This is a genomic window from Enterobacter sp. BNK-29, assembly GCF_048684785.1.
GTDB classification, from domain to species: Bacteria; Pseudomonadota; Gammaproteobacteria; order Enterobacterales; family Enterobacteriaceae; genus Enterobacter; species Enterobacter cloacae_M.
Genome location: NZ_JBLQTU010000001.1, coordinates 1360601 through 1378934, shown reverse-complemented (window position 1 = coordinate 1378934; position 18334 = coordinate 1360601). Strand labels below are relative to the sequence as shown.

The following is an 18334-nucleotide window of genomic DNA, read 5'->3' as shown; positions in this document are numbered from 1 at the left end:
TGAATCTTTCTGGAGTCAGAAATGAAAGTAACACTGCCAGAGTTTGAACGTGCTGGGGTAATGGTTGTTGGGGATGTGATGCTGGATCGCTACTGGTATGGGCCTACCAGCCGCATCTCTCCGGAAGCACCGGTACCGGTGGTTAAGGTCGACACCATTGAAGAGCGTCCCGGCGGCGCGGCAAACGTGGCGATGAACATTGCCTCTCTGGGCGCGCAGTCGCGTCTGGTTGGCCTGACCGGCATCGACGATGCGGCGCGCGCGCTGAGCAAGTCGCTGGCGGACGTGAACGTGAAGTGCGACTTCGTCTCTGTTCCGACCCACCCGACCATCACCAAGCTGCGCGTGCTGTCGCGCAACCAGCAGCTGATCCGCCTCGACTTTGAAGAAGGGTTCGAAGGCGTTGATCCCGAGCCGCTGCACGAGCGTATCAACCAGGCGCTGGGCAATATCGGCGCGCTGGTGCTGTCCGACTACGCCAAAGGCGCGCTGGCGAGCGTGAAGACGATGATTCAGCTGGCGCGTAAAGCCAACGTGCCGGTGCTGATCGACCCGAAAGGGACCGATTTTGAGCGCTATCGCGGCGCAACCCTGCTGACGCCAAACCTCTCCGAGTTTGAAGCGGTGGCGGGCAAATGCAAAACCGAGGAAGAGCTGGTTGAGCGCGGCATGAAGATCATTGCTGATTTCGAGCTGTCCGCGCTGCTGGTCACCCGCTCCGAGCAGGGGATGACGCTGCTGCAGCCGGGCAAAGCGCCACTGCATATGCCAACCCAGGCGCAGGAAGTGTACGACGTGACCGGTGCCGGTGATACGGTGATCGGCGTGCTGGCGGCGACGCTGGCAGCAGGAAACTCGCTGGAAGAGGCGTGCTACTTCGCTAACGCAGCGGCGGGCGTGGTCGTCGGTAAACTCGGTACCTCAACCGTTTCGCCAATCGAGCTGGAAAACGCGGTGCGCGGTCGTGCGGATACCGGTTTTGGCGTCATGACCGAAGACGAGCTGAAGGTGGCCGTCGCCGCCGCGCGCAAGCGCGGTGAAAAAGTGGTGATGACCAACGGCGTGTTCGACATTCTGCACGCGGGCCACGTTTCGTATCTGGCGAACGCGCGCAAGCTGGGCGATCGCCTGATTGTGGCGGTTAACAGCGATGCATCGACGAAACGCCTGAAGGGGGAAACGCGTCCGGTGAACCCGCTCGAGCAGCGCATGATTGTACTCGGCGCGCTGGAAGCCGTGGACTGGGTGGTGTCGTTTGAAGAAGATACCCCGCAGCGTCTGATTGCCGGAATTCTGCCGGACCTGCTGGTAAAAGGTGGGGATTACAAGCCGGAGCAAATCGCGGGTAGCGAAGAGGTTTGGGCGAACGGCGGCGAGGTGATGGTGCTCAACTTTGAGGACGGGTGCTCAACCACCAACATCATCAAGAAGATCCAGAAGGACAGTCAGTAAAAAAACGGGCCAGCTGGCCCGTTTTTTATGTCGGTTGGCGGCTGCGCCTTACCCGACCTACTCGTATATGTAGGCCCGGTAAGCGAAGCGCCACCGGGCGATACAACCAGCACTTACTCCTGGTCATCCACCGGTGGAATAGCCGGTGCCGGCTTCACTTCTTCCGGCGCATTGCGGTTTTCCAGCTCGGTCAGACGCTGTTCCAGCAGCGCCAGCTTCTCGCGGGTGCGCAGCAGAACCTGGGTCTGCACGTCAAACTCTTCGCGGCTGACTAAATCAAGGCGAACCAACTGCGCCTGCAGCGTCTGGCGGATTTTCTTTTCTACGTCATCACCAAATTCACGAATGCCTTTTGGCATAGATTCATGAACCTGACGCGCGATCTGCTCAATTTTTTTCGGGTCAATCATTGGCGTTTCCCTTGATGGAAAAGTGTTAGTGTCCATTGTAGCGCGTCATGCCCGGGGTAAACAAAATTGTTTGATGCTTATGCATTGCCCAGGATAATCAATAGCGTTATAGTTATCTCGCTTATTCTCAGGGCGGGGCGAAATTCCCCACCGGCGGTAAATCAGCGTGACGCTGAAAGCCCGCGAGCGCTTTGGGTGAAAACTCAAAGGTCAGCAGATCCGGTGTAATTCCGGGGCCGACGGTTAGAGTCCGGATGGGAGAGAGTAACGATCAAGTCGGGCATGGGCCCGCTCACGTTATCTTTTTGCCGCTTATACGGCGCTCCTAAGACTGCCCTGATTCTGGTAACCATAATGTTAATGAGGTTTTTTTACCATGAATCAGACGCTACTTTCCTCTTTTGGCACTTCAACTCAACGTGTTGAACATGCACTGGATGCACTGCGCGAAGGCCGCGGTGTGATGGTGCTTGACGATGAAAACCGTGAAAACGAAGGCGATATGATTTTCGCCGCCGAAAACATGACCGTTGAACAGATGGCGCTGACCATCCGTCACGGCAGCGGCATCGTATGCCTGTGTATTAATGAAGATCGTCGTAAGCAGCTCGATCTGCCGATGATGGTCGAAAACAACACCAGCGCCTTTGGTACCGGTTTTACCGTGACCATTGAAGCAGCGCATGGCGTGACCACCGGTGTGTCTGCGGCTGACCGTCTGACCACCGTACGTGCCGCGATTGCTGATGGTGCGAAACCATCCGATCTGCACCGTCCTGGCCACGTCTTCCCACTGCGTGCGCAGGCGGGCGGCGTGTTGACCCGCGGTGGTCACACCGAAGCGACGATCGACCTGGTGACGCTGGCTGGCTTCAAACCTGCTGGCGTGCTGTGCGAACTGACCAACGATGATGGCACCATGGCGCGCGCGCCGGAGTGCATCACCTTTGCCCGCCTGCACAACATGCCGGTGGTCACGATTGAAGATCTGGTTGAGTATCGCCAGGCGCATGAGCGCAAAGCCAGCTGAAAATAAAAACGCCGGGAAGTCCCGGCGTTTTTTTACCCGATTCCTGCGGTCTGCAGCAGAACCAGACTTAATCCCATCACCGACATTCCGCACAGCACGCCATAGCTGGGGTTGTTGTTAGGATCGATCTCCTTCGCCAGCGGCATCAGTTCATCCACCGAAAGCGCAACCATGATCCCGGCTACCGCGGCCATAATCGCCGCCATTACTACCGGAGAGACCAGGCTACCAAGGATCAGCCAGGCCAGCACGCCGCCAAGGATTTCGGCCATCCCGGAAATGCCCGCCCAGAACACCGCTGTGCGTTTCGATCCCGTTGCGGCATACACGGGTCCGGCGACGGCCAGTCCTTCAGGAATATTGTGTAAGGCGACCGCCAGCGCGATGCCAAAGCCCATCTCAAGATTGCTGCTGGCCGTCACGTAGGTGGCGACCCCTTCCGGGAAGTTGTGCAGGCTGATGCCAAGCGTTAACAGCACGGCGGTACGCTTGATATTGCGCGGCATAGGCGTCACGTTTTTCTGCATTAAATCCTGCGGATGCGCGTGCGGCAGCATCCGATCGAGGGCAAAGTATCCCAGCAGGCCAAAGACAAACATGCCGTAGCCAAGCAGCGGAGACATACCTTCTGTGCCCAGCGCGGCAGGAAGCATCTCCATCAGGGAGATCAGCAGCATGATCCCGGCAGCAAAGCCCAGTGAGAAGGCCAGTACGCGGTTAGAGGGCTTTTGGCCGAGCACGCCGAGGAGCGCACCGATGAAGGTCGCGGCGCCCGCCAGTATGGTCAGGATCAGGGGGACTGACATGCATTGCTCCTTTTGATAATGATTCTCATTAATATAAATGATTCATTTCTGGCAAAGCGAGGGTTAAAACCCGGCTTTACACATTCCTTACATTCAAATTTCCTGATGATGATCTTCACGCTTATCTGCGTTCATCTTTGCCGGATTACGCGTAATGTAGCACCATTAAATTGACACCTTCTGTAAGGATATCACCATGACTTCTTCCCGTATGCCAGCCCTGTTTTTAGGCCACGGTAGCCCAATGAACGTTCTGGAAGACAACGTCTATACCCGCGCCTGGCGTCATCTTGGCGAGACGTTGCCGCGTCCGAAAGCGATCGTGGTGGTGTCTGCGCACTGGTTTACCCGTGGGACAGGCGTGACCGCCATGGAAGCGCCAAAAACCATTCATGATTTTGGCGGCTTCCCGCAGGCGCTGTACGACACGCATTATCCGGCCCCCGGCTCGCCTGAGCTGGCGCAAAAGCTGGTAGAGTTGCTGGCACCTGTCCCTGTGACGCTGGATAAAGAAGCCTGGGGCTTTGACCATGGCTCCTGGGGCGTGCTGATTAAAATGTATCCTGACGCGGATATCCCGATGGTGCAGTTGAGCATCGACAGTACTAAACCGGCGGCCTGGCATCTGGAGATGGGGCGTAAGCTGGCAACCCTGCGTGATGAAGGCATCATGCTGGTGGCGAGCGGCAACGTGGTGCATAACCTGCGTACCGCACGCTGGCACGGTGAGAACACGCCGTACCCGTGGGCAACCTCTTTTAACGACTACGTCAAAGCGAACCTGACCTGGCAAGGCCCGGCTGAGGAGCATCCGCTGGTGAACTATCTGGATCACGAAGGCGGTTCGCTCTCTAACCCGACGCCGGAACACTTCCTGCCGCTGCTGTACGTTCTTGGCGCGTGGGATGGTCAGGAACCGGTTACGATCCCGGTCGACGGTATTGAGATGGGTAGTCTGAGTATGCTTTCGGTACAGGTGGGATAATAAAAGCAAAACGGCAACCTCAGGTTGCCGTTTTTAGTGTTTGCATCCTCTCCCTGTGGGAGAGGGGCGGGGTGAGGGCATCAGGCCGCGGCCTATTCGACAAAAATGTGCGGATAAAACCGTGACAGATCCTGCGTGATCAGCGCGCGATCTTCGCGAATGCCAATCCCGGCCGGTTGATCGTTGATGAGCCAGCTGCCAATCAGGGTATAGCTGTCGCCAAATTTCGGCAGTTGATAGAACTCCTGGACGATCATCCCCTCTTCGCCGTACGGCCCTTCAACCGCTTCCAGCGTCTTGCCGTTTTCGATAATCGAGACGTTTGCGCCTTCGCGGGAGAAGATCGGCTTAACGACGTATTTCTCCATTTGCGGGTAATCATCTTCCGCAAAATAGGCTGGCAGCAGGTTCGGGTGGTTCGGGAACATCTCCCAGAGCATCGGCAGCAGGGCTTTGTTAGAGATGATGCTCTTCCAGGCCGGCTCCAGCCAGCGCACGCCAGCATCTTCCAGCTTGGTGGAAAACATCTCGCGCAGCATGTATTCCCACGGGTATAGCTTGAACAGGTTGCTGATCACCTGGTCCTGCATATCCGTAAACTGACCTTTTTCACCCAGGCCGATATCCTCGATATAGAGAAACTCGGTCGCCACTTCCGCTTCGGCGGCGCAGTCCTGCAGATACTGAACCGTGCCACGGTCTTCTTCCGTGTCGCGGCAGCAGGCGAGATGGAACAGGTTAAAGCCATGCTGTTCGCGCAGCTCGGCAAAACGCTCAATCAGCTTTTCCTGCAGGCTGTTAAACTGGTCGCTGCCTTCCGGCAGGTTTCCGGCATTGGCCTGGTCTTCCAGCCAGATCCACTGGAAGAACGCCGCTTCATACAGAGAGGTTGGCGTATCGGCATTGTTTTCCAGCAGCTTAGGCTCGCCTTTGCCGTCCCACGCCAGATCCAGGCGAGAGTAAAGCGAAGGTTGATTCGTTTTCCACGACTGGCGCACAAAGCCCCAGGTGTGCTTCGGAATGCGGAACTTTGCCATCAGCTCGTCGCTGTCGATGACCTTTTCCACGACCTTCAGGCACATCTGGTGCAGCTCGGCCGTCACCTCTTCCAGTTTTTCCACCTGAGCCAGCGTGAGCTTGTAATAGGCGTCTTCACACCAGTACGGCTCGCCGTACATGGTGTGGAAGTTAAAACCGTACTCGGTGGCTTTTTCGCGCCAGTCCGGGCGCTCGGTGATACTGACTCGTTCCATGATCAGCCGCCCATTGAGCGAGTAGAGGAGGTGCCTGTCGCACTACGCTGCATGCTGGTCTGCTTCGCCACAGATTCACCAAACCCGCCGCGGGTGATGGTGCTGGTCGTCGCAGGCTTCGGCGCCATCGCCGTTTTCGGTACGGTCACGGTGCGGCCGGGGGTCGCTGCGCCGTAGCCTTTGCCGCTGGCATCGGTATATTGACCGTAAGCCGGGCTGGCCGGGTTTTTCGAGCTAAACAGCGGCTGCTGCTGGTAGCCCGCACCGCCGCCCATCAGGCGACCCATCATGTAGCCTGCCATCAGCGGCATCCAGAAGCTGCCGCTGGACTGCGCCTGCGCCTGATTTTCAGGCGCGGTGCCTGCCTGAGCCGGTGCCTGCTGGCACTGACCTTCACCAAACTCAGCCACGCAGTCTTCGCGTGAGGCATATTTCGGTGCAGTACGTTCCGCTTCTTTCAGCGCGCTGGTGTAAGCCGTTTTACATTCAGCGGCTTTGCCGGTTGCGGCGGAGCAGTCATCTGCGTTTTGATACAGCGAAACCGTTTCGTCATTTTTCTCACAGCCTGCCAGCATAAAGACAGCCGTGACCGCCAGCGCAACAGGGGTGAGGTGACGCGCGTTCCAGCTCTTACGGAACGAAGCGTGATTTATAGATTTTGTCCGTTTCATCTTTGTCTTCCAGGACCCAGTGGTAATAACGCTCAGGATAGAGGATGAGTGGTTGAAAATGAAGCGAAGAGGGGCGGAATCAGGGGGATCTTTACGTTGGCTTACGTTCGGATGTGATTCAGATGCGCCCCTCTCCCTGTGGGAGAGGGACGGGGTGGTGGCATCAGGCCGCAGTGGACCTGATGACACTCTTAGTTACGGAACGGATTATTGCCTTTGCTGGCGGATGTAGTGGTACGCGCAGCGGCCGGCTGTGCAGCAGGGGTATTGCTGTTAGCGTTGAAGTTATCAACCGCGGCAACCTGCTCCGGATTCTCCGGTGCAACGCTGTCCGGAGAGGTGGAGACCGGTTTGCCCAGCGCGCTGTTCAGCATCTGCAGATCTTGCTCGTTCAGCGTACCCAGAGCCTGTTTGATGTTCAGCTGGTTAATCAGGTACTGGTAACGCGCGCTTGAGAGCTGCTGTTTCGCGTTGTATAGCGTGGTGGTCGCGTCGAGCACGTCCACGATAGTACGTGTACCGACCGAGTAGCCCGCTTCCATCGCATCCAGAGAGCTCTGTGCAGACACAACGGCCTGTTTATAGGCGTTGATGCTGCTGATCGAGGCGTTCACGTTGTTAAAGGAGGAACGTACGGTCTGCACCACGTTGCGGTGGGCGCTTTCCAGCTGCTCGCTCGCGCCAACAAAGTTGTACTGCGCCTGTTTCACCTGAGAGTTGACCTGGCCGCCCTGGTACAGCGGCAGGGAGAAGCTCAGACCCACTTTGTTCTGCCCCATATTGCTGTCGTCATACTGGGACGTATTGGTTTTAGAGCCGCTGTAGGTCGTATCAGAGACACCGGTAGACGCGCTCAGGCTCAGGGTTGGCAGATGGCCGTCCTGCGCCTGACGAATTTGCTCGCGGGCCAGGTCCTGGCTCAGACGCGCCTGCAGCAAACTCAGGTTGCGGTTTTCCGCCTCTTTCAGCAGGGCGTTAACGGCCTGCGGTTTATCCGTTTTGAAGCTGTCCACGTTCAGCGACGCCAGCTCAGGATAGTAATTCCCGGTGACCTGACGCAGGGATTCCAGCGCGTTGTCGAGGTTGTTACGCGCGGTCACTTCGTTAGCCAGCACGGTATCGTACTGTGAACGGGCGTTCTGCACGTCGGTGATCGCGACCAGGCCCACGTTGAAACGCTGGGTGGTTTGATCTAACTGGCGGTAAATCGCCTGTTTCTGCGCTTCGGTGTAGGAGAGAGCGTCAATCGCGCTCAGCACGTTGAAGTACGCCGTGGCAGTGTTCAGGATCAGCGTCTGCTGGTCGGTCTGATAGGTCACATCCTGAATACCCGCACTCTTTTCCTGCAGGGTCAGGGCGCGCCATTTGGACATATCAAACAGCGTCTGTGTCAATTGCAGTGAGGCGCTGGTAGCATTGGAGTTTACGCCGTTAGCGTCGCGGAAACCGTTGCTGTAGGTATAATCTGCACCTAAACCTAACTGTGGCAGCAAGGGGCTACGCGCTTCGTTAATCTTTTCAAACGCAGCATCACGATCGGCCGCTGATTTACGTAAATCAGGGTTGCCCAGACGTGCCTGCTGGTAGACCTGTAACAGGTTTTCCGCCTGGCTCATTGCACTGAAGCCCGTCAGGCTCAGGCCGATAAGGATGGGGAGCAATTTCTTCATTTGCATTCCTTGTTGTGAAGCAGTATTAGCGCTGATCTAATTAAAAAATAATTGCCGATTCTAACAGAATCTTCCATACCAAAAGGTTGGCGTAACGTGCCATCTGGCGGTAATTTGCACCAATCTACCATATAGCCTTACAAACGGCAGCCAAACAGCCTTGAAATTCACAATTTCATCACCATTGCTACCAGGACTCGACTCATGCAAAAACCAGAAAAGTTGCCCGTGACATTCGCCAAAAACGATGTAGAAATTATTGCACGAGAAACGCTTTATAGCGGTTTTTTTTCAATGGATCTTTACCGTTTCAGGCATCGCCTGTTTAACGGGGAAATGAGCGGCGAAATCAGACGCGAAATTTTTGAGCGCGGGCATGCGGCAGTCTTGCTACCCTTTGACCCAGTGCGTGACGAAGTTGTGCTGGTGGAGCAGATCCGCATCGCCGCTTATGACGTTAGCGAGAGTCCGTGGCTGCTGGAGATGGTGGCCGGGATGATAGAAGAAGGTGAGACGGTTGAAGACGTCGCCCGGCGCGAGGCGCTGGAAGAGGCCGGACTGGTGGTGGGGCGCACCAAGCCGGTGCTGAGCTATCTGGCAAGCCCGGGCGGTACCAGCGAGCGCTTGTCCATAATGGTGGGCGAAGTGGACGCCACGACGGCGGAAGGGATCCACGGTCTGGCTGATGAAAACGAAGATATTCGGGTTCATGTGGTGAGCCGGGAACAGGCTTATCAGTGGGTAGAAGAGGGGAAAATCGACAACGCAGCGTCTGTCATCGCCCTGCAATGGCTACAGCTGCATTATCAGACATTACGAAACGAGTGGAAAAAATGAAGCGCTATACACCTGACTTCCCAGAAATGATGCGCCTGTGCGAAACCAATTTCGCACAGCTGCGCCGCCTGCTGCCGCGAAACGACGCACCCGGCGAAACGGTAAGCTATCAGGTGAGCAACGCGCAGTATCGGTTAACGATAACAGAATCAACGCGCTACACTACGCTGGTGGAGATTGAGCAAACGGCACCCAGCATTAGCTACTGGAGCCTGCCGTCGATGACGGTGCGCCTCTATCACGACGCGATGGTCGCTGAAGTGTGTTCAAGCCAGCAGATCTTTCGCTTCAAGGCGCGGTATGATTACCCGAATAAAAAGTTGCATCAACGCGACGAAAAGCATCAAATTAACCAGTTTTTAGCCGACTGGCTAAGATATTGTTTAGCACATGGAGCAATGGCGATTCCGGTTTGTTAGCGTCATAAACCTACCTAAGGACACCATTTGGAAAGCCTGTTGAACCTGACTGTTGCTGGTGGGGCGCCAGTCAGGATATTACAAATCACCGATACCCACCTTTTTGCCGAAAAGCATGAGACGCTACTGGGGGTCAACACCTGGGAGAGTTATCAGGCGGTGCTTAGCGCCATTCACGCTGAAAACCGTGCATGCGATCTGATTGTCGCAACGGGCGATCTGGCGCAGGATCAGTCCTCCGCGGCCTACCAGCATTTTGCTGAAGGCATCGCGAGCTTTAGCGTGCCTTGCGTCTGGCTGCCAGGAAACCATGACTTCCAGCCCGCCATGTACAGCTCTCTTCAGGATGCGGGGATTTCTCCGGCGAAATGTGTTTTTGCGGGTGAACAGTGGCAGATCCTGCTGCTCGATAGCCAGGTGTTCGGCGTCCCGCACGGTGAGTTAAGCGAGTTTCAGCTCGACTGGCTTGAGACCAAACTGGCTGCTGAACCTGAACGCCACACGCTGCTGTTGCTGCATCATCATCCTCTGCCGGCGGGCTGCAGCTGGCTCGATCAGCACAGCCTGCGCAACTCCGCAGCGCTGGATCGCGTGCTGGCGAAGTTCCCGCGGGTGAAAAATCTGCTGTGTGGACATATTCACCAGGAACAGGATCTCGACTGGAACGGACGCCGCATGCTGGCTACGCCATCGACCTGCGTTCAGTTTAAGCCGCACTGCGCCAACTTTACGCTGGATACTATCGCGCCAGGCTGGCGCTGGCTGGAACTGCATGCCGACGGCACGCTGACCACGGAAGTCTGCCGTTTGACCGGTGCAAAATTCCGCCCGGATACCGCTTCAGAAGGCTATTGATGTCTACGCTCCTTTATCTGCACGGATTCAACAGCTCGCCGCGCTCCGCAAAAGCGACACAGTTTCGCCAGTGGCTGAGCGAGCATCACCCCGAGGTTGAGATGATTATCCCGCAGCTGCCGCCTTACCCGGCAGAGGCCGCGGAGATGCTGGAATCTATTGTGCTTGCGCACGGCGGAGAAACCTTCGGTGTAGTCGGTTCATCCCTGGGCGGGTACTACGCCACCTGGCTCTCACAATGCTTCATGCTGCCCGCCGTTGTGGTTAATCCGGCGGTTCGGCCATTTGAGCTGCTGAGGGACTTTCTTGGCGAAAACGAGAACCCCTACACCGGCCAGCAATATGTGCTAGAGTCACGCCATATTTACGATCTCAAAGTTATGCAGGTCGACCCGCTTGAGGCGCCGGATCTCATCTGGCTGCTGCAACAGACGGGTGATGAAGTGCTGGATTACCGCCAGGCAGTGGCGTATTACGCCTCCTGCCGCCAGACTATAGAAGAGGGCGGAAACCATGCTTTCACGGGCTTTGAGAATCATTTCACCCAGATTGTCGATTTTCTTGGACTGCACAGCCACTGACAATCAATGCGAATTGCTAGTTTAAATCATGACGCAAACCTATAACGCTGATGCCATCGAGGTCCTCACCGGGCTTGAGCCGGTTCGCCGCCGCCCGGGGATGTACACCGATACGACGCGCCCAAACCATCTGGGCCAGGAAGTTATTGATAACAGTGTGGACGAAGCGCTGGCGGGCCATGCCAAACGCGTTGACGTTATCCTGCACGCCGATCAGTCGCTGGAAGTCATCGACGACGGGCGCGGCATGCCGGTGGATATCCACCCGGAAGAGGGCGTGCCTGCCGTTGAGCTGATCCTCTGTCGTCTGCACGCGGGCGGTAAGTTCTCCAATAAGAACTACCAGTTCTCCGGTGGTCTGCACGGCGTGGGTATTTCCGTCGTGAACGCCCTGTCCAAACGCGTGGAGGTGAACGTCCGTCGCGACGGTCAGGTCTATAACATCGCGTTTGAAAACGGCGATAAGGTGCAGGATCTGCAGGTTGTCGGCACGTGCGGCAAACGCAACACCGGCACCAGCGTCCACTTCTGGCCTGACGAAAGCTTCTTCGACAGCCCGCGTTTTTCTGTTTCTCGCCTGACGCACCTGCTGAAAGCCAAAGCGGTGCTGTGTCCGGGCGTGGAAATCACCTTTACCGATCACGTTAACAATACCGCACAAACCTGGTGCTACGCCGACGGTCTGAACGACTACCTGTGCGAAGCGGTAAACGGCCTGCCAACGCTGCCGGAAAAACCGTTTGTCGGTAACTTTAGCGGCGATACCGAAGCCGTGGACTGGGCGCTGCTGTGGCTACCGGAAGGCGGCGAGCTGCTGACCGAAAGCTACGTTAACCTGATCCCAACCATGCTCGGCGGTACGCACGTCAACGGCCTGCGTCAGGGGCTGCTGGACGCGATGCGTGAGTTCTGCGAATACCGCAACATTCTGCCGCGCGGCGTGAAGCTGTCGGCGGAAGATATCTGGGATCGCTGCGCCTACGTGCTCTCCGTGAAGATGCAGGATCCGCAGTTTGCCGGTCAGACCAAAGAGCGCCTGTCGTCACGTCAGTGCGCGGCGTTCGTTTCCGGCGTGGTGAAAGATGCGTTTACCCTGTGGCTGAACCAGAACGTTCAGGCGGCAGAGATGCTGGCTGAAATGGCCATTTCCAGCGCCCAGCGTCGTCTGCGCGCCGCGAAGAAAGTGGTGCGTAAAAAGCTGACCAGCGGCCCTGCGCTGCCGGGCAAGCTGGCGGACTGTACCGCGCAGGATCTCAACCGTACCGAGCTGTTCCTCGTGGAAGGGGACTCGGCGGGCGGATCGGCCAAGCAGGCGCGCGATCGTGAATATCAGGCGATCATGCCGCTCAAGGGTAAGATCCTGAATACCTGGGAGGTCTCTTCTGATGAGGTGCTGGCCTCGCAGGAAGTGCACGATATCTCGGTAGCGATCGGTATCGATCCGGACAGCGACGATCTGAGCCAGCTGCGCTACGGCAAGATCTGTATCCTCGCGGATGCGGACTCCGATGGTCTGCACATCGCCACGCTGCTGTGCGCGCTGTTCGTGAAGCATTTCAAAACGCTGGTGAAAAACGGTCACGTCCACGTGGCGCTGCCGCCGCTGTACCGTATCGACCTCGGCAAAGAGGTTTACTACGCGCTGACGGAAGAAGAGAAGGCGGGCGTGCTGGAACAGCTGAAGCGCAAGAAGGGCAAACCGAACGTGCAGCGCTTTAAAGGGCTGGGCGAGATGAACCCGATGCAGCTTCGCGAAACGACGCTGGATCCGAACACGCGCCGTCTGGTGCAGCTGACGATCAGCGACGAAGACGAGCAGCAAACCAACGCCATGATGGATATGCTCCTTGCCAAGAAACGTTCGGAAGACCGACGCAACTGGCTGCAGGAGAAAGGCGATATGGCGGATATTGAGGCCTGATACCCTCACCTTAACCCTCTCCCACAGGGAGAGGGAATGGATCGCAGGCCCGGTAAGCGTTAGCGCCACCGGGCTTTTTTACGTCAAAACTCCATCTTCACCGTAAACTGCACTTCGCGCGGATCGCCAATCTGGTTGCCCAGGTTGTTGGTCGCAATGGACGACGTGTAGTAGGTCTTATCAAACAGGTTTTTCACGTTCACCTGCAGCGTCACCGGATACTGTAGCTTCATCTTGTACGCCGCAAACGCGTCCGCCACGAAATAGCCCGGCAGATAATAATCCGCACCGTTGGTCGCTGAGCGACGGCTTACGCCGTGCCCGCCGCCGCCCAGCGTCAGGGTATTCCCGGCAAACGCATTGTGAATGTCGTAGGTCAGGAACAGGGAGCCGGTATGGCGCGGCACGTTCGGCAGCGGTTTGCCCGCATAATCCGGGTCTTCCAGCACCTTCGCGTCGGTATAGCCGTAGCTGGCGATAATGTTGGTGTTCTCGGTCAATGACCCGGCGAGATCCACTTCCACGCCCTGCGAGCGCACGCGGCCCGCGGTTTTGGCGACGGTTTCATCACCCACGCTCTCTGTGTAGAGCACGTTGCGCTTGTGGATATCAAACAGCGCAATATTGGCGGTAATGCCGTCGAACAGGTCGAATTTAGCGCCTATTTCATACGCGTTTGACGTTTCCGGCGGCAGGTCGCCGATGTAGCTCGCAATGGACGACTGCGGCATAAACGTCTGGGAATAGTTGGCAAACAGCGAGACCGCCGGGGTGAGCTTATAAACAAGACCCAGCTTCGGCGTCCACTGGTCGTCGCGGCTGTCGGTGTTCACGTTAAACGGACGGCCTTTCCCCGCGTACTGAGTGTAATACTGATAGCGCATTCCGGCGACGGCGATCCACTTATCGGTCAGGTACAGCGCGTCCTGCGCGTAGGCGGAGTAGCTCTCCTGCTTGATGGTTTGATCGCTGTCGGATGCCGAGACGGTGGTGCACTTGCCGAGGCTGCCGTAGCTCGGGTTGTAAATATTGAAATCCTTAACGTTCTTACAGCGGATCATGTCCGTACGCAGCAGATCGTAATTCTCATACGACACGCCGGTCAGGATCTCATTGTAAAAGCCCGCGATGTCCACGTTTCCCTGCAGATCCGCGCGCGTCGTGTGCATACGCTGGGTCGAGCCCTGGGTCGCATCCACGCGGCGGGTCAGGTTGCCGGTTTTTGAATCGTAGGCCATCACGCGGGCCTGGTTATCGCTGTATTTATCCTGGCTGTAGCTGTAGTCGAACTTCGCGGTCCACTGGCTGTTAAGGCGATACTCCGCGTTGAGCTGAGCGAGATCGGACTGTCCGTCGGTCACGTTAAACGGTTCGTCGAAGCGGGTTTTGCGATCGACGTTGACGGCTTTTTTAGTGTTGAGATCGAAGATCGTTCCGCGATCGAACGGCGTTTTATAGTCGCGATGCGAATAGAGCACGGTCACGGTGGCGTCGTCGCCGAACCAGGTCAGCGACGGGGCAATAAAGGTGCTGCGTTCGGTGCCGAAATTACGCCAGTAATCCTCGTCCTGATATTCGCCCGTCAGGCGATACGCCAGGCGCGTGCCGTCAATCGGGCCGGTAACATCGATCTGACCGGTGCCGCCGCCAAAGCTGGATGAGGTGGCAGAAATTGAACCGCCGAAGGTCTTCTCCGGGCGTTTGGTGACGACGTTAATCAGTCCGCCCGGATCGAGAATGCCATAGAGCGTCGAGGCCGGACCTTTCAGCACCTCCACGCGCTCGGTTGCGGCATTAAAGCTGCGCGGCAGCACGGTGCGCAGGCCGTTGGTCATGATCGAGCCGTCGCGGTTCGCGCCAAATCCGCGGCGCACGAAGGCATCCTGCGTACCGCCCAGGGTGTTGGTCTGCACCACGTTGCTGACGTTATAGAGCGCTTCATCCAGCGTGGTGGCATGCTGATCCTCCAGCACTTTGTCGCTGACGGTATTGACCACCTGCGGGATGTCCAGCATCGGCATGTTGGTTAACGTCGCGGTGGAGGTATTCAACGGCTGATAGCCATTCGTGGCCTCCGCCGTCATATTTGGATCGGCGGTGACGGTAAGCGTTTCGCCGTCTTTAGCCGCGGTGTTATCTGCTGCCTGCACCAGCGGCGCTATGAACAGCAGTGAAAAGAGCGCGCGCCCTTTTACCCCAGAGAGTGAAGGTGTGAACGTAGCCATTACATCTGTTATCCCGAAATATCCCGCGAATGACGTTTCGCGGAAAAATGTGTGAGTCATTGCCCTTTACGGTCTGTCCGTTAGCCACGGCGGGCATCGGACATGTAATTGAGAATCATTCAATCATGTGCGAATGTAGTAGTAAATGGAAAAAAGAAAAAATCGGCTACAGCGTATAACCGGGCGTATAAGCGCAGCGGAATAATTATTAAATTATTGAATTAAATGCTTTTGAAAGTCCTTTTTTGTTCATTTTCCTTCAGGATTATCCCTGGTTTTATTAGGGTATTTCTTCTCTTGACTACTACATGGCGCAGCGTCAAACTCTCAAAAGAGAATGATTTTTATTTATATTTGTTGCGCTTTTTTATTACGTTGGCATTCACGTGGCTCACAACACAAAAAAACCGGGACTGGTTCTGGAGAACCTCTCTGCGGGCTATCAGAAAAAAATCATCGTTGATGATATCTCCCTTGCGATCCCTCAGCAGAAAATGACGGTGCTGGTAGGGGCGAACGGCTGCGGAAAATCCACGCTGCTGAGCACCATTGCGCGTTTGCTTCAGCCGCTTGGCGGCGCGGCAGTTCTCGACGGCAAGGCGATCCACGAGCAGCCGACCAAAGCCGTTGCCCGCCAGCTGGGTATCCTGCCGCAGTCTCCGCTGCTCCCGGAAGGGTTAACCGTCTTTGAGCTGGTCTCGCGCGGGCGTTTTCCCTGGCAAAACTTTATGCGCCAGTGGAGCGACGAGGACGAGCTGGCGGTGGAAGAGGCCCTGCGCCTGACCGGAACGGCAGAGTTTGGCCATATGCCGGTGGAAAGCTTATCCGGCGGCCAGCGTCAGCGCTGCTGGATCGCCATGGCGCTGGCGCAGCAAACGCCGTATATCCTGCTTGACGAGCCCACGACGTTTCTCGATCTCCGCTATCAGGTGGAGATCCTGGAACTGCTTCACACCCTGACCCGCCAGCACGGACGTACCGTCGTGGTGGTGCTGCACGATCTCAACTTCGCCGTGAACTACGGCGATTCGCTGGTCTTTTTACGCCAGGGGAAAGTTGAAGGCGTATTGCATGAGGGCGATGTCTGCACGCCGGAGCTGATCAAAGCGGTGTTTGATGTGGACGTGCATATGTCCATAAACCCGTTGACCGGCAAGCCGTTCTTTATGCCGTTTCGCCAGAGCACCGTTCAGCCATGATGCGCTCCTCTCTGGCCTTTCCGATCTTCGCACTGCTGCTGGCGCTGGGCGCGATTATGCACCTGGGCATCGGCGCACGCTTCATCGCCCCGCAGACGGTGGTGGAGGCATTCTTCCATTTCGATCCGCGCAATTTCGACCACAACGTCATTATCAAATTACGACTGCTGCGCCTCTGCGCCGCGATGGTGACGGGCGCCGCGCTCGGCGTGGCGGGCGTGCTGCTGCAGTCCGTGATCCGCAACCCGCTCGGCGAGCCGCATATTCTGGGGCTCAACGCCGGGGCCGCGCTGGCGGTGGTGATCGCCAGCGCGCTTGGGCTGTCGCTGCCGTTTGGTCGCCCGCTCGTTGCCGCCGCCGGTGCCGCCGCGCTGTTTTTGCTGGTGCTGATGTTCTCCTCGTCCGGTCGCACCGGGCTTACGCCGATGAAGGTCACGCTGTGCGGCGTGGCGATGTCGGCGTTTGCCTCGTCGATTACCGCCGCGGTGTTAATTCTCGATGAACAGACGCTGCTCGCCATGCGCACCTGGCTGGCAGGGGACCTGGCCGGGATCAACGTGCAGACGCTCCGGAGCGCCCTTTGGGCCGCATCAGCCGGTTTTGTTCTCGCCATCGTGCTGTCGCCCTCGCTCAACATGCTTGCGCTGGGAGACCGAATGGCGCAGGGGCTTGGCGTGTCACTGCTGAAAACCCGCCTGCTCGCCCTGCTGGCCATCGCGCTGCTCTGCGGCGCGGCCGTCTCAATTGCCGGGCCGATTGGCTTTATCGGCCTGGTCGTGCCGCAGCTCATTCGCCGTCTGGTGTCGGTCGATTTACGCGTGATGGTGCCGCTGTCAGCCCTGTGCGGCGCGCTGGTTCTGCTGCTGGCGGATATCGCCGCCCGCACGCTGTTTACGCCCTGGGAGCTGGCAACCGGCATCATGACGGCCCTGGTCGGCGCACCCGTATTCATCTTCATGGCGTCGAGGATGTTCAAATGAACCGGGCCGGATTCCGCGCGATCCGTATTGGCCGTGTATCGGCGCTGGTTCGCCCGCGGGCGCTGGCGTGCCTGACGCTTTTGGCGCTGGTGGCGTTAAGCCTGCTGGGCTTTGGCCTGACGCACGGATCTCTGCCTGTTCCCACCTCCGCCATCGGGTGCGCGCTGTTTTCTCCTGAGAGTCTGACGGCGGAGACGCGCTACATCGTGATGGATATCCGCCTGCCGCGCCTGCTGATGGCGGTGCTGTGCGGCGCGATGCTCGGCATGGCGGGGGCGGCAATGCAGTCCATCACCCGCAATGGTCTGGCCGATCCCGGGCTTATCGGCGTGAAGGAGGGCTGTAGCGCGGCGGTACTGCTGTTGATTTTTCAGTTCCCGGCGCTGGGCCTGGCCTGGCGTCCGCTGGTCGGCATGGCCGGAGGGCTGCTTACCGCGCTGCTGGTTATCGCCCTGGCGCGCGATATCTCGCGCCCGCGGTTCATCCTGATCGGCATCGGCGTGTCGTGGGCGTTTGCCGCCGCAATGGGCGTCTTTATCACCACCGCCGATGTGCGGGACGTGCAGACGGCGATGCTGTGGCTGGCGGGAAGCCTGCATGCGGCAAACTGGACGCTGGTGGGGTTAGCCGCGCTCTGGGCTGCCCCCGCGTTTGCGCTGCTGCTGTTTACCGCACGTGCTGCGGACGTGGCGTTGCTCGGCAATCAGGCCGCAGCGGGCCTTGGCGTGCGCATAACCCGGCTGGCGCTGCTGCGGGTTCTCGCCCCGGTGGTGCTGACGGCGGCCTGCGTCTCGTGCGTGGGCAGTATTGGTTTCGTGGGGCTGATTGCCCCGCATATGGCGCGCCTGCTGCTGCGCGGTGGGCAAACCGCGCTCCTGGCGGGAAGCGCCGTGCTGGGCGCGCTGCTGGTGCTGCTGGCGGATAACGTCGGACGTCTGGCGTTCCTCCCGCTGCAGCTGCCGGCGGGAATTGTGATTTCATTGATTGGCGGACCGTTTTTCCTGCTGCTGCTCTGGCAGCGTCGGGACAGATTTTAGGGG

At 57.8% G+C, this 18334-nt stretch carries 17 protein-coding genes and 1 riboswitch; of the genes, 11 read left to right on the top strand and 6 right to left on the bottom strand.

The features are described from left to right. Window positions 1–21: 21 nt before the first annotated feature. Complete coding sequence (hldE, locus tag ACMGGX_RS06450; protein WP_029740691.1) at window positions 22–1452, top strand: bifunctional D-glycero-beta-D-manno-heptose-7-phosphate kinase/D-glycero-beta-D-manno-heptose 1-phosphate adenylyltransferase HldE; 1431 nt, start codon at window positions 22–24, stop codon at window positions 1450–1452. Between the two features lie 113 nt (window positions 1453–1565). On the opposite strand, the gene ubiK is transcribed toward hldE, so the two are convergent. Next, on the bottom strand, window positions 1566–1862 hold the full coding sequence (ubiK, locus tag ACMGGX_RS06445) for a ubiquinone biosynthesis accessory factor UbiK (RefSeq protein WP_014071796.1): 297 nt from the start codon (window positions 1860–1862) through the stop codon (window positions 1566–1568). Between the two features lie 119 nt (window positions 1863–1981). Further along, a riboswitch (FMN riboswitch) is annotated at window positions 1982–2132 on the top strand. Between the two features lie 106 nt (window positions 2133–2238). On the opposite strand from ubiK, the gene ribB reads away from it, so the two are divergent. Next, window positions 2239–2892, top strand: coding sequence for a 3,4-dihydroxy-2-butanone-4-phosphate synthase (gene ribB / locus ACMGGX_RS06440; protein ID WP_023309208.1), 654 nt, complete (start codon window positions 2239–2241; stop codon window positions 2890–2892). A gap of 32 nt (window positions 2893–2924) precedes the next feature. Here ribB and zupT read toward each other — a convergent pair whose 3' ends face one another. Further along, window positions 2925–3698 (bottom strand): zinc transporter ZupT, encoded by a 774-nt coding sequence (zupT, locus tag ACMGGX_RS06435; protein WP_033146665.1) that lies wholly within the window; start codon window positions 3696–3698, stop codon window positions 2925–2927. Between the two features lie 196 nt (window positions 3699–3894). Here zupT and ygiD point away from each other — a divergent pair, with 196 nt between their 5' ends. After that, the gene (gene ygiD / locus ACMGGX_RS06430; RefSeq protein WP_047650096.1) at window positions 3895–4683 is read left to right on the top strand and encodes a 4,5-DOPA dioxygenase extradiol; all 789 of its coding nucleotides are present in this window, start codon (window positions 3895–3897) and stop codon (window positions 4681–4683) included. Window positions 4684–4775: 92 nt separating this feature from the next. On the opposite strand, the gene ACMGGX_RS06425 is transcribed toward ygiD, so the two are convergent. The 3 genes from ACMGGX_RS06425 to tolC form a co-directional block, all read right to left on the bottom strand. Then, window positions 4776–5936 (bottom strand): glutathionylspermidine synthase family protein, encoded by a 1161-nt coding sequence (locus ACMGGX_RS06425; RefSeq protein ID WP_420298191.1) that lies wholly within the window; start codon window positions 5934–5936, stop codon window positions 4776–4778. 2 nt (window positions 5937–5938) lie between these two features. Then, window positions 5939–6607 carry a DUF1190 family protein gene (locus tag ACMGGX_RS06420; protein ID WP_023309204.1) on the bottom strand — a complete coding sequence of 223 codons (669 nt, stop codon included), beginning with the start codon at window positions 6605–6607 and terminating at the stop codon, window positions 5939–5941. A gap of 191 nt (window positions 6608–6798) precedes the next feature. Continuing rightward, window positions 6799–8277, bottom strand: a complete 1479-nt coding sequence (tolC, locus tag ACMGGX_RS06415) for an outer membrane channel protein TolC (protein ID WP_032659905.1) — start codon at window positions 8275–8277, stop codon at window positions 6799–6801. 204 nt (window positions 8278–8481) lie between these two features. Here tolC and nudF point away from each other — a divergent pair, with 204 nt between their 5' ends. From nudF to parE, 5 genes are read left to right on the top strand one after another with little or no spacing between them, the layout of a single operon-like run. Next, window positions 8482–9114, top strand: a complete 633-nt coding sequence (gene nudF / locus ACMGGX_RS06410; protein WP_008502974.1) for an ADP-ribose diphosphatase — start codon at window positions 8482–8484, stop codon at window positions 9112–9114. After that, window positions 9111–9533 carry a DUF1249 family protein gene (locus ACMGGX_RS06405; protein ID WP_003862516.1) on the top strand — a complete coding sequence of 141 codons (423 nt, stop codon included), beginning with the start codon at window positions 9111–9113 and terminating at the stop codon, window positions 9531–9533. Before nudF ends, ACMGGX_RS06405 begins: the two co-directional genes overlap by 4 nt. A 27-nt stretch (window positions 9534–9560) precedes the next feature. Beyond that, complete coding sequence (gene cpdA / locus ACMGGX_RS06400; RefSeq protein WP_024906493.1) at window positions 9561–10388, top strand: 3',5'-cyclic-AMP phosphodiesterase; 828 nt, start codon at window positions 9561–9563, stop codon at window positions 10386–10388. Beyond that, window positions 10388–10969 carry an esterase YqiA gene (gene yqiA / locus ACMGGX_RS06395; protein ID WP_420298190.1) on the top strand — a complete coding sequence of 194 codons (582 nt, stop codon included), beginning with the start codon at window positions 10388–10390 and terminating at the stop codon, window positions 10967–10969. Before cpdA ends, yqiA begins: the two co-directional genes overlap by 1 nt. A 28-nt stretch (window positions 10970–10997) precedes the next feature. Next, the gene (parE, locus tag ACMGGX_RS06390) at window positions 10998–12890 is read left to right on the top strand and encodes a DNA topoisomerase IV subunit B (protein ID WP_029740698.1); all 1893 of its coding nucleotides are present in this window, start codon (window positions 10998–11000) and stop codon (window positions 12888–12890) included. Window positions 12891–12973: 83 nt separating this feature from the next. On the opposite strand, the gene ACMGGX_RS06385 is transcribed toward parE, so the two are convergent. After that, the gene (locus ACMGGX_RS06385) at window positions 12974–15115 is read right to left on the bottom strand and encodes a TonB-dependent siderophore receptor (protein WP_420298189.1); all 2142 of its coding nucleotides are present in this window, start codon (window positions 15113–15115) and stop codon (window positions 12974–12976) included. A gap of 386 nt (window positions 15116–15501) precedes the next feature. Between ACMGGX_RS06385 and ACMGGX_RS06380 the strand changes: the two genes are divergently transcribed. From ACMGGX_RS06380 to ACMGGX_RS06370, 3 genes are read left to right on the top strand one after another with little or no spacing between them, the layout of a single operon-like run. Continuing rightward, on the top strand, window positions 15502–16314 hold the full coding sequence (locus ACMGGX_RS06380) for an ABC transporter ATP-binding protein (protein ID WP_348561760.1): 813 nt from the start codon (window positions 15502–15504) through the stop codon (window positions 16312–16314). Then, window positions 16311–17294, top strand: a complete 984-nt coding sequence (locus ACMGGX_RS06375; protein WP_420298188.1) for a FecCD family ABC transporter permease — start codon at window positions 16311–16313, stop codon at window positions 17292–17294. Before ACMGGX_RS06380 ends, ACMGGX_RS06375 begins: the two co-directional genes overlap by 4 nt. Beyond that, window positions 17291–18331 carry a FecCD family ABC transporter permease gene (locus tag ACMGGX_RS06370; protein WP_420298187.1) on the top strand — a complete coding sequence of 347 codons (1041 nt, stop codon included), beginning with the start codon at window positions 17291–17293 and terminating at the stop codon, window positions 18329–18331. The genes ACMGGX_RS06375 and ACMGGX_RS06370 overlap by 4 nt, the downstream gene beginning before the upstream one ends. The last annotated feature ends 3 nt before the right edge of the window (window positions 18332–18334 follow it).

Coding starts and splice junctions, on each gene's coding strand:
- hldE (WP_029740691.1), top strand. CDS start 22: ATGAAAGTAACACTGCCAGAGTTTGAACGTGCTGGGGTAATGGTTGTT.
- ubiK (WP_014071796.1), bottom strand. CDS start 1,862: ATGATTGACCCGAAAAAAATTGAGCAGATCGCGCGTCAGGTTCATGAA.
- ribB (WP_023309208.1), top strand. CDS start 2,239: ATGAATCAGACGCTACTTTCCTCTTTTGGCACTTCAACTCAACGTGTT.
- zupT (WP_033146665.1), bottom strand. CDS start 3,698: ATGTCAGTCCCCCTGATCCTGACCATACTGGCGGGCGCCGCGACCTTC.
- ygiD (WP_047650096.1), top strand. CDS start 3,895: ATGACTTCTTCCCGTATGCCAGCCCTGTTTTTAGGCCACGGTAGCCCA.
- ACMGGX_RS06425 (WP_420298191.1), bottom strand. CDS start 5,936: ATGGAACGAGTCAGTATCACCGAGCGCCCGGACTGGCGCGAAAAAGCC.
- ACMGGX_RS06420 (WP_023309204.1), bottom strand. CDS start 6,607: ATGAAACGGACAAAATCTATAAATCACGCTTCGTTCCGTAAGAGCTGG.
- tolC (WP_032659905.1), bottom strand. CDS start 8,277: ATGAAGAAATTGCTCCCCATCCTTATCGGCCTGAGCCTGACGGGCTTC.
- nudF (WP_008502974.1), top strand. CDS start 8,482: ATGCAAAAACCAGAAAAGTTGCCCGTGACATTCGCCAAAAACGATGTA.
- ACMGGX_RS06405 (WP_003862516.1), top strand. CDS start 9,111: ATGAAGCGCTATACACCTGACTTCCCAGAAATGATGCGCCTGTGCGAA.
- yqiA (WP_420298190.1), top strand. CDS start 10,388: ATGTCTACGCTCCTTTATCTGCACGGATTCAACAGCTCGCCGCGCTCC.
- parE (WP_029740698.1), top strand. CDS start 10,998: ATGACGCAAACCTATAACGCTGATGCCATCGAGGTCCTCACCGGGCTT.
- ACMGGX_RS06385 (WP_420298189.1), bottom strand. CDS start 15,115: ATGGCTACGTTCACACCTTCACTCTCTGGGGTAAAAGGGCGCGCGCTC.
- ACMGGX_RS06375 (WP_420298188.1), top strand. CDS start 16,311: ATGATGCGCTCCTCTCTGGCCTTTCCGATCTTCGCACTGCTGCTGGCG.
- ACMGGX_RS06370 (WP_420298187.1), top strand. CDS start 17,291: ATGAACCGGGCCGGATTCCGCGCGATCCGTATTGGCCGTGTATCGGCG.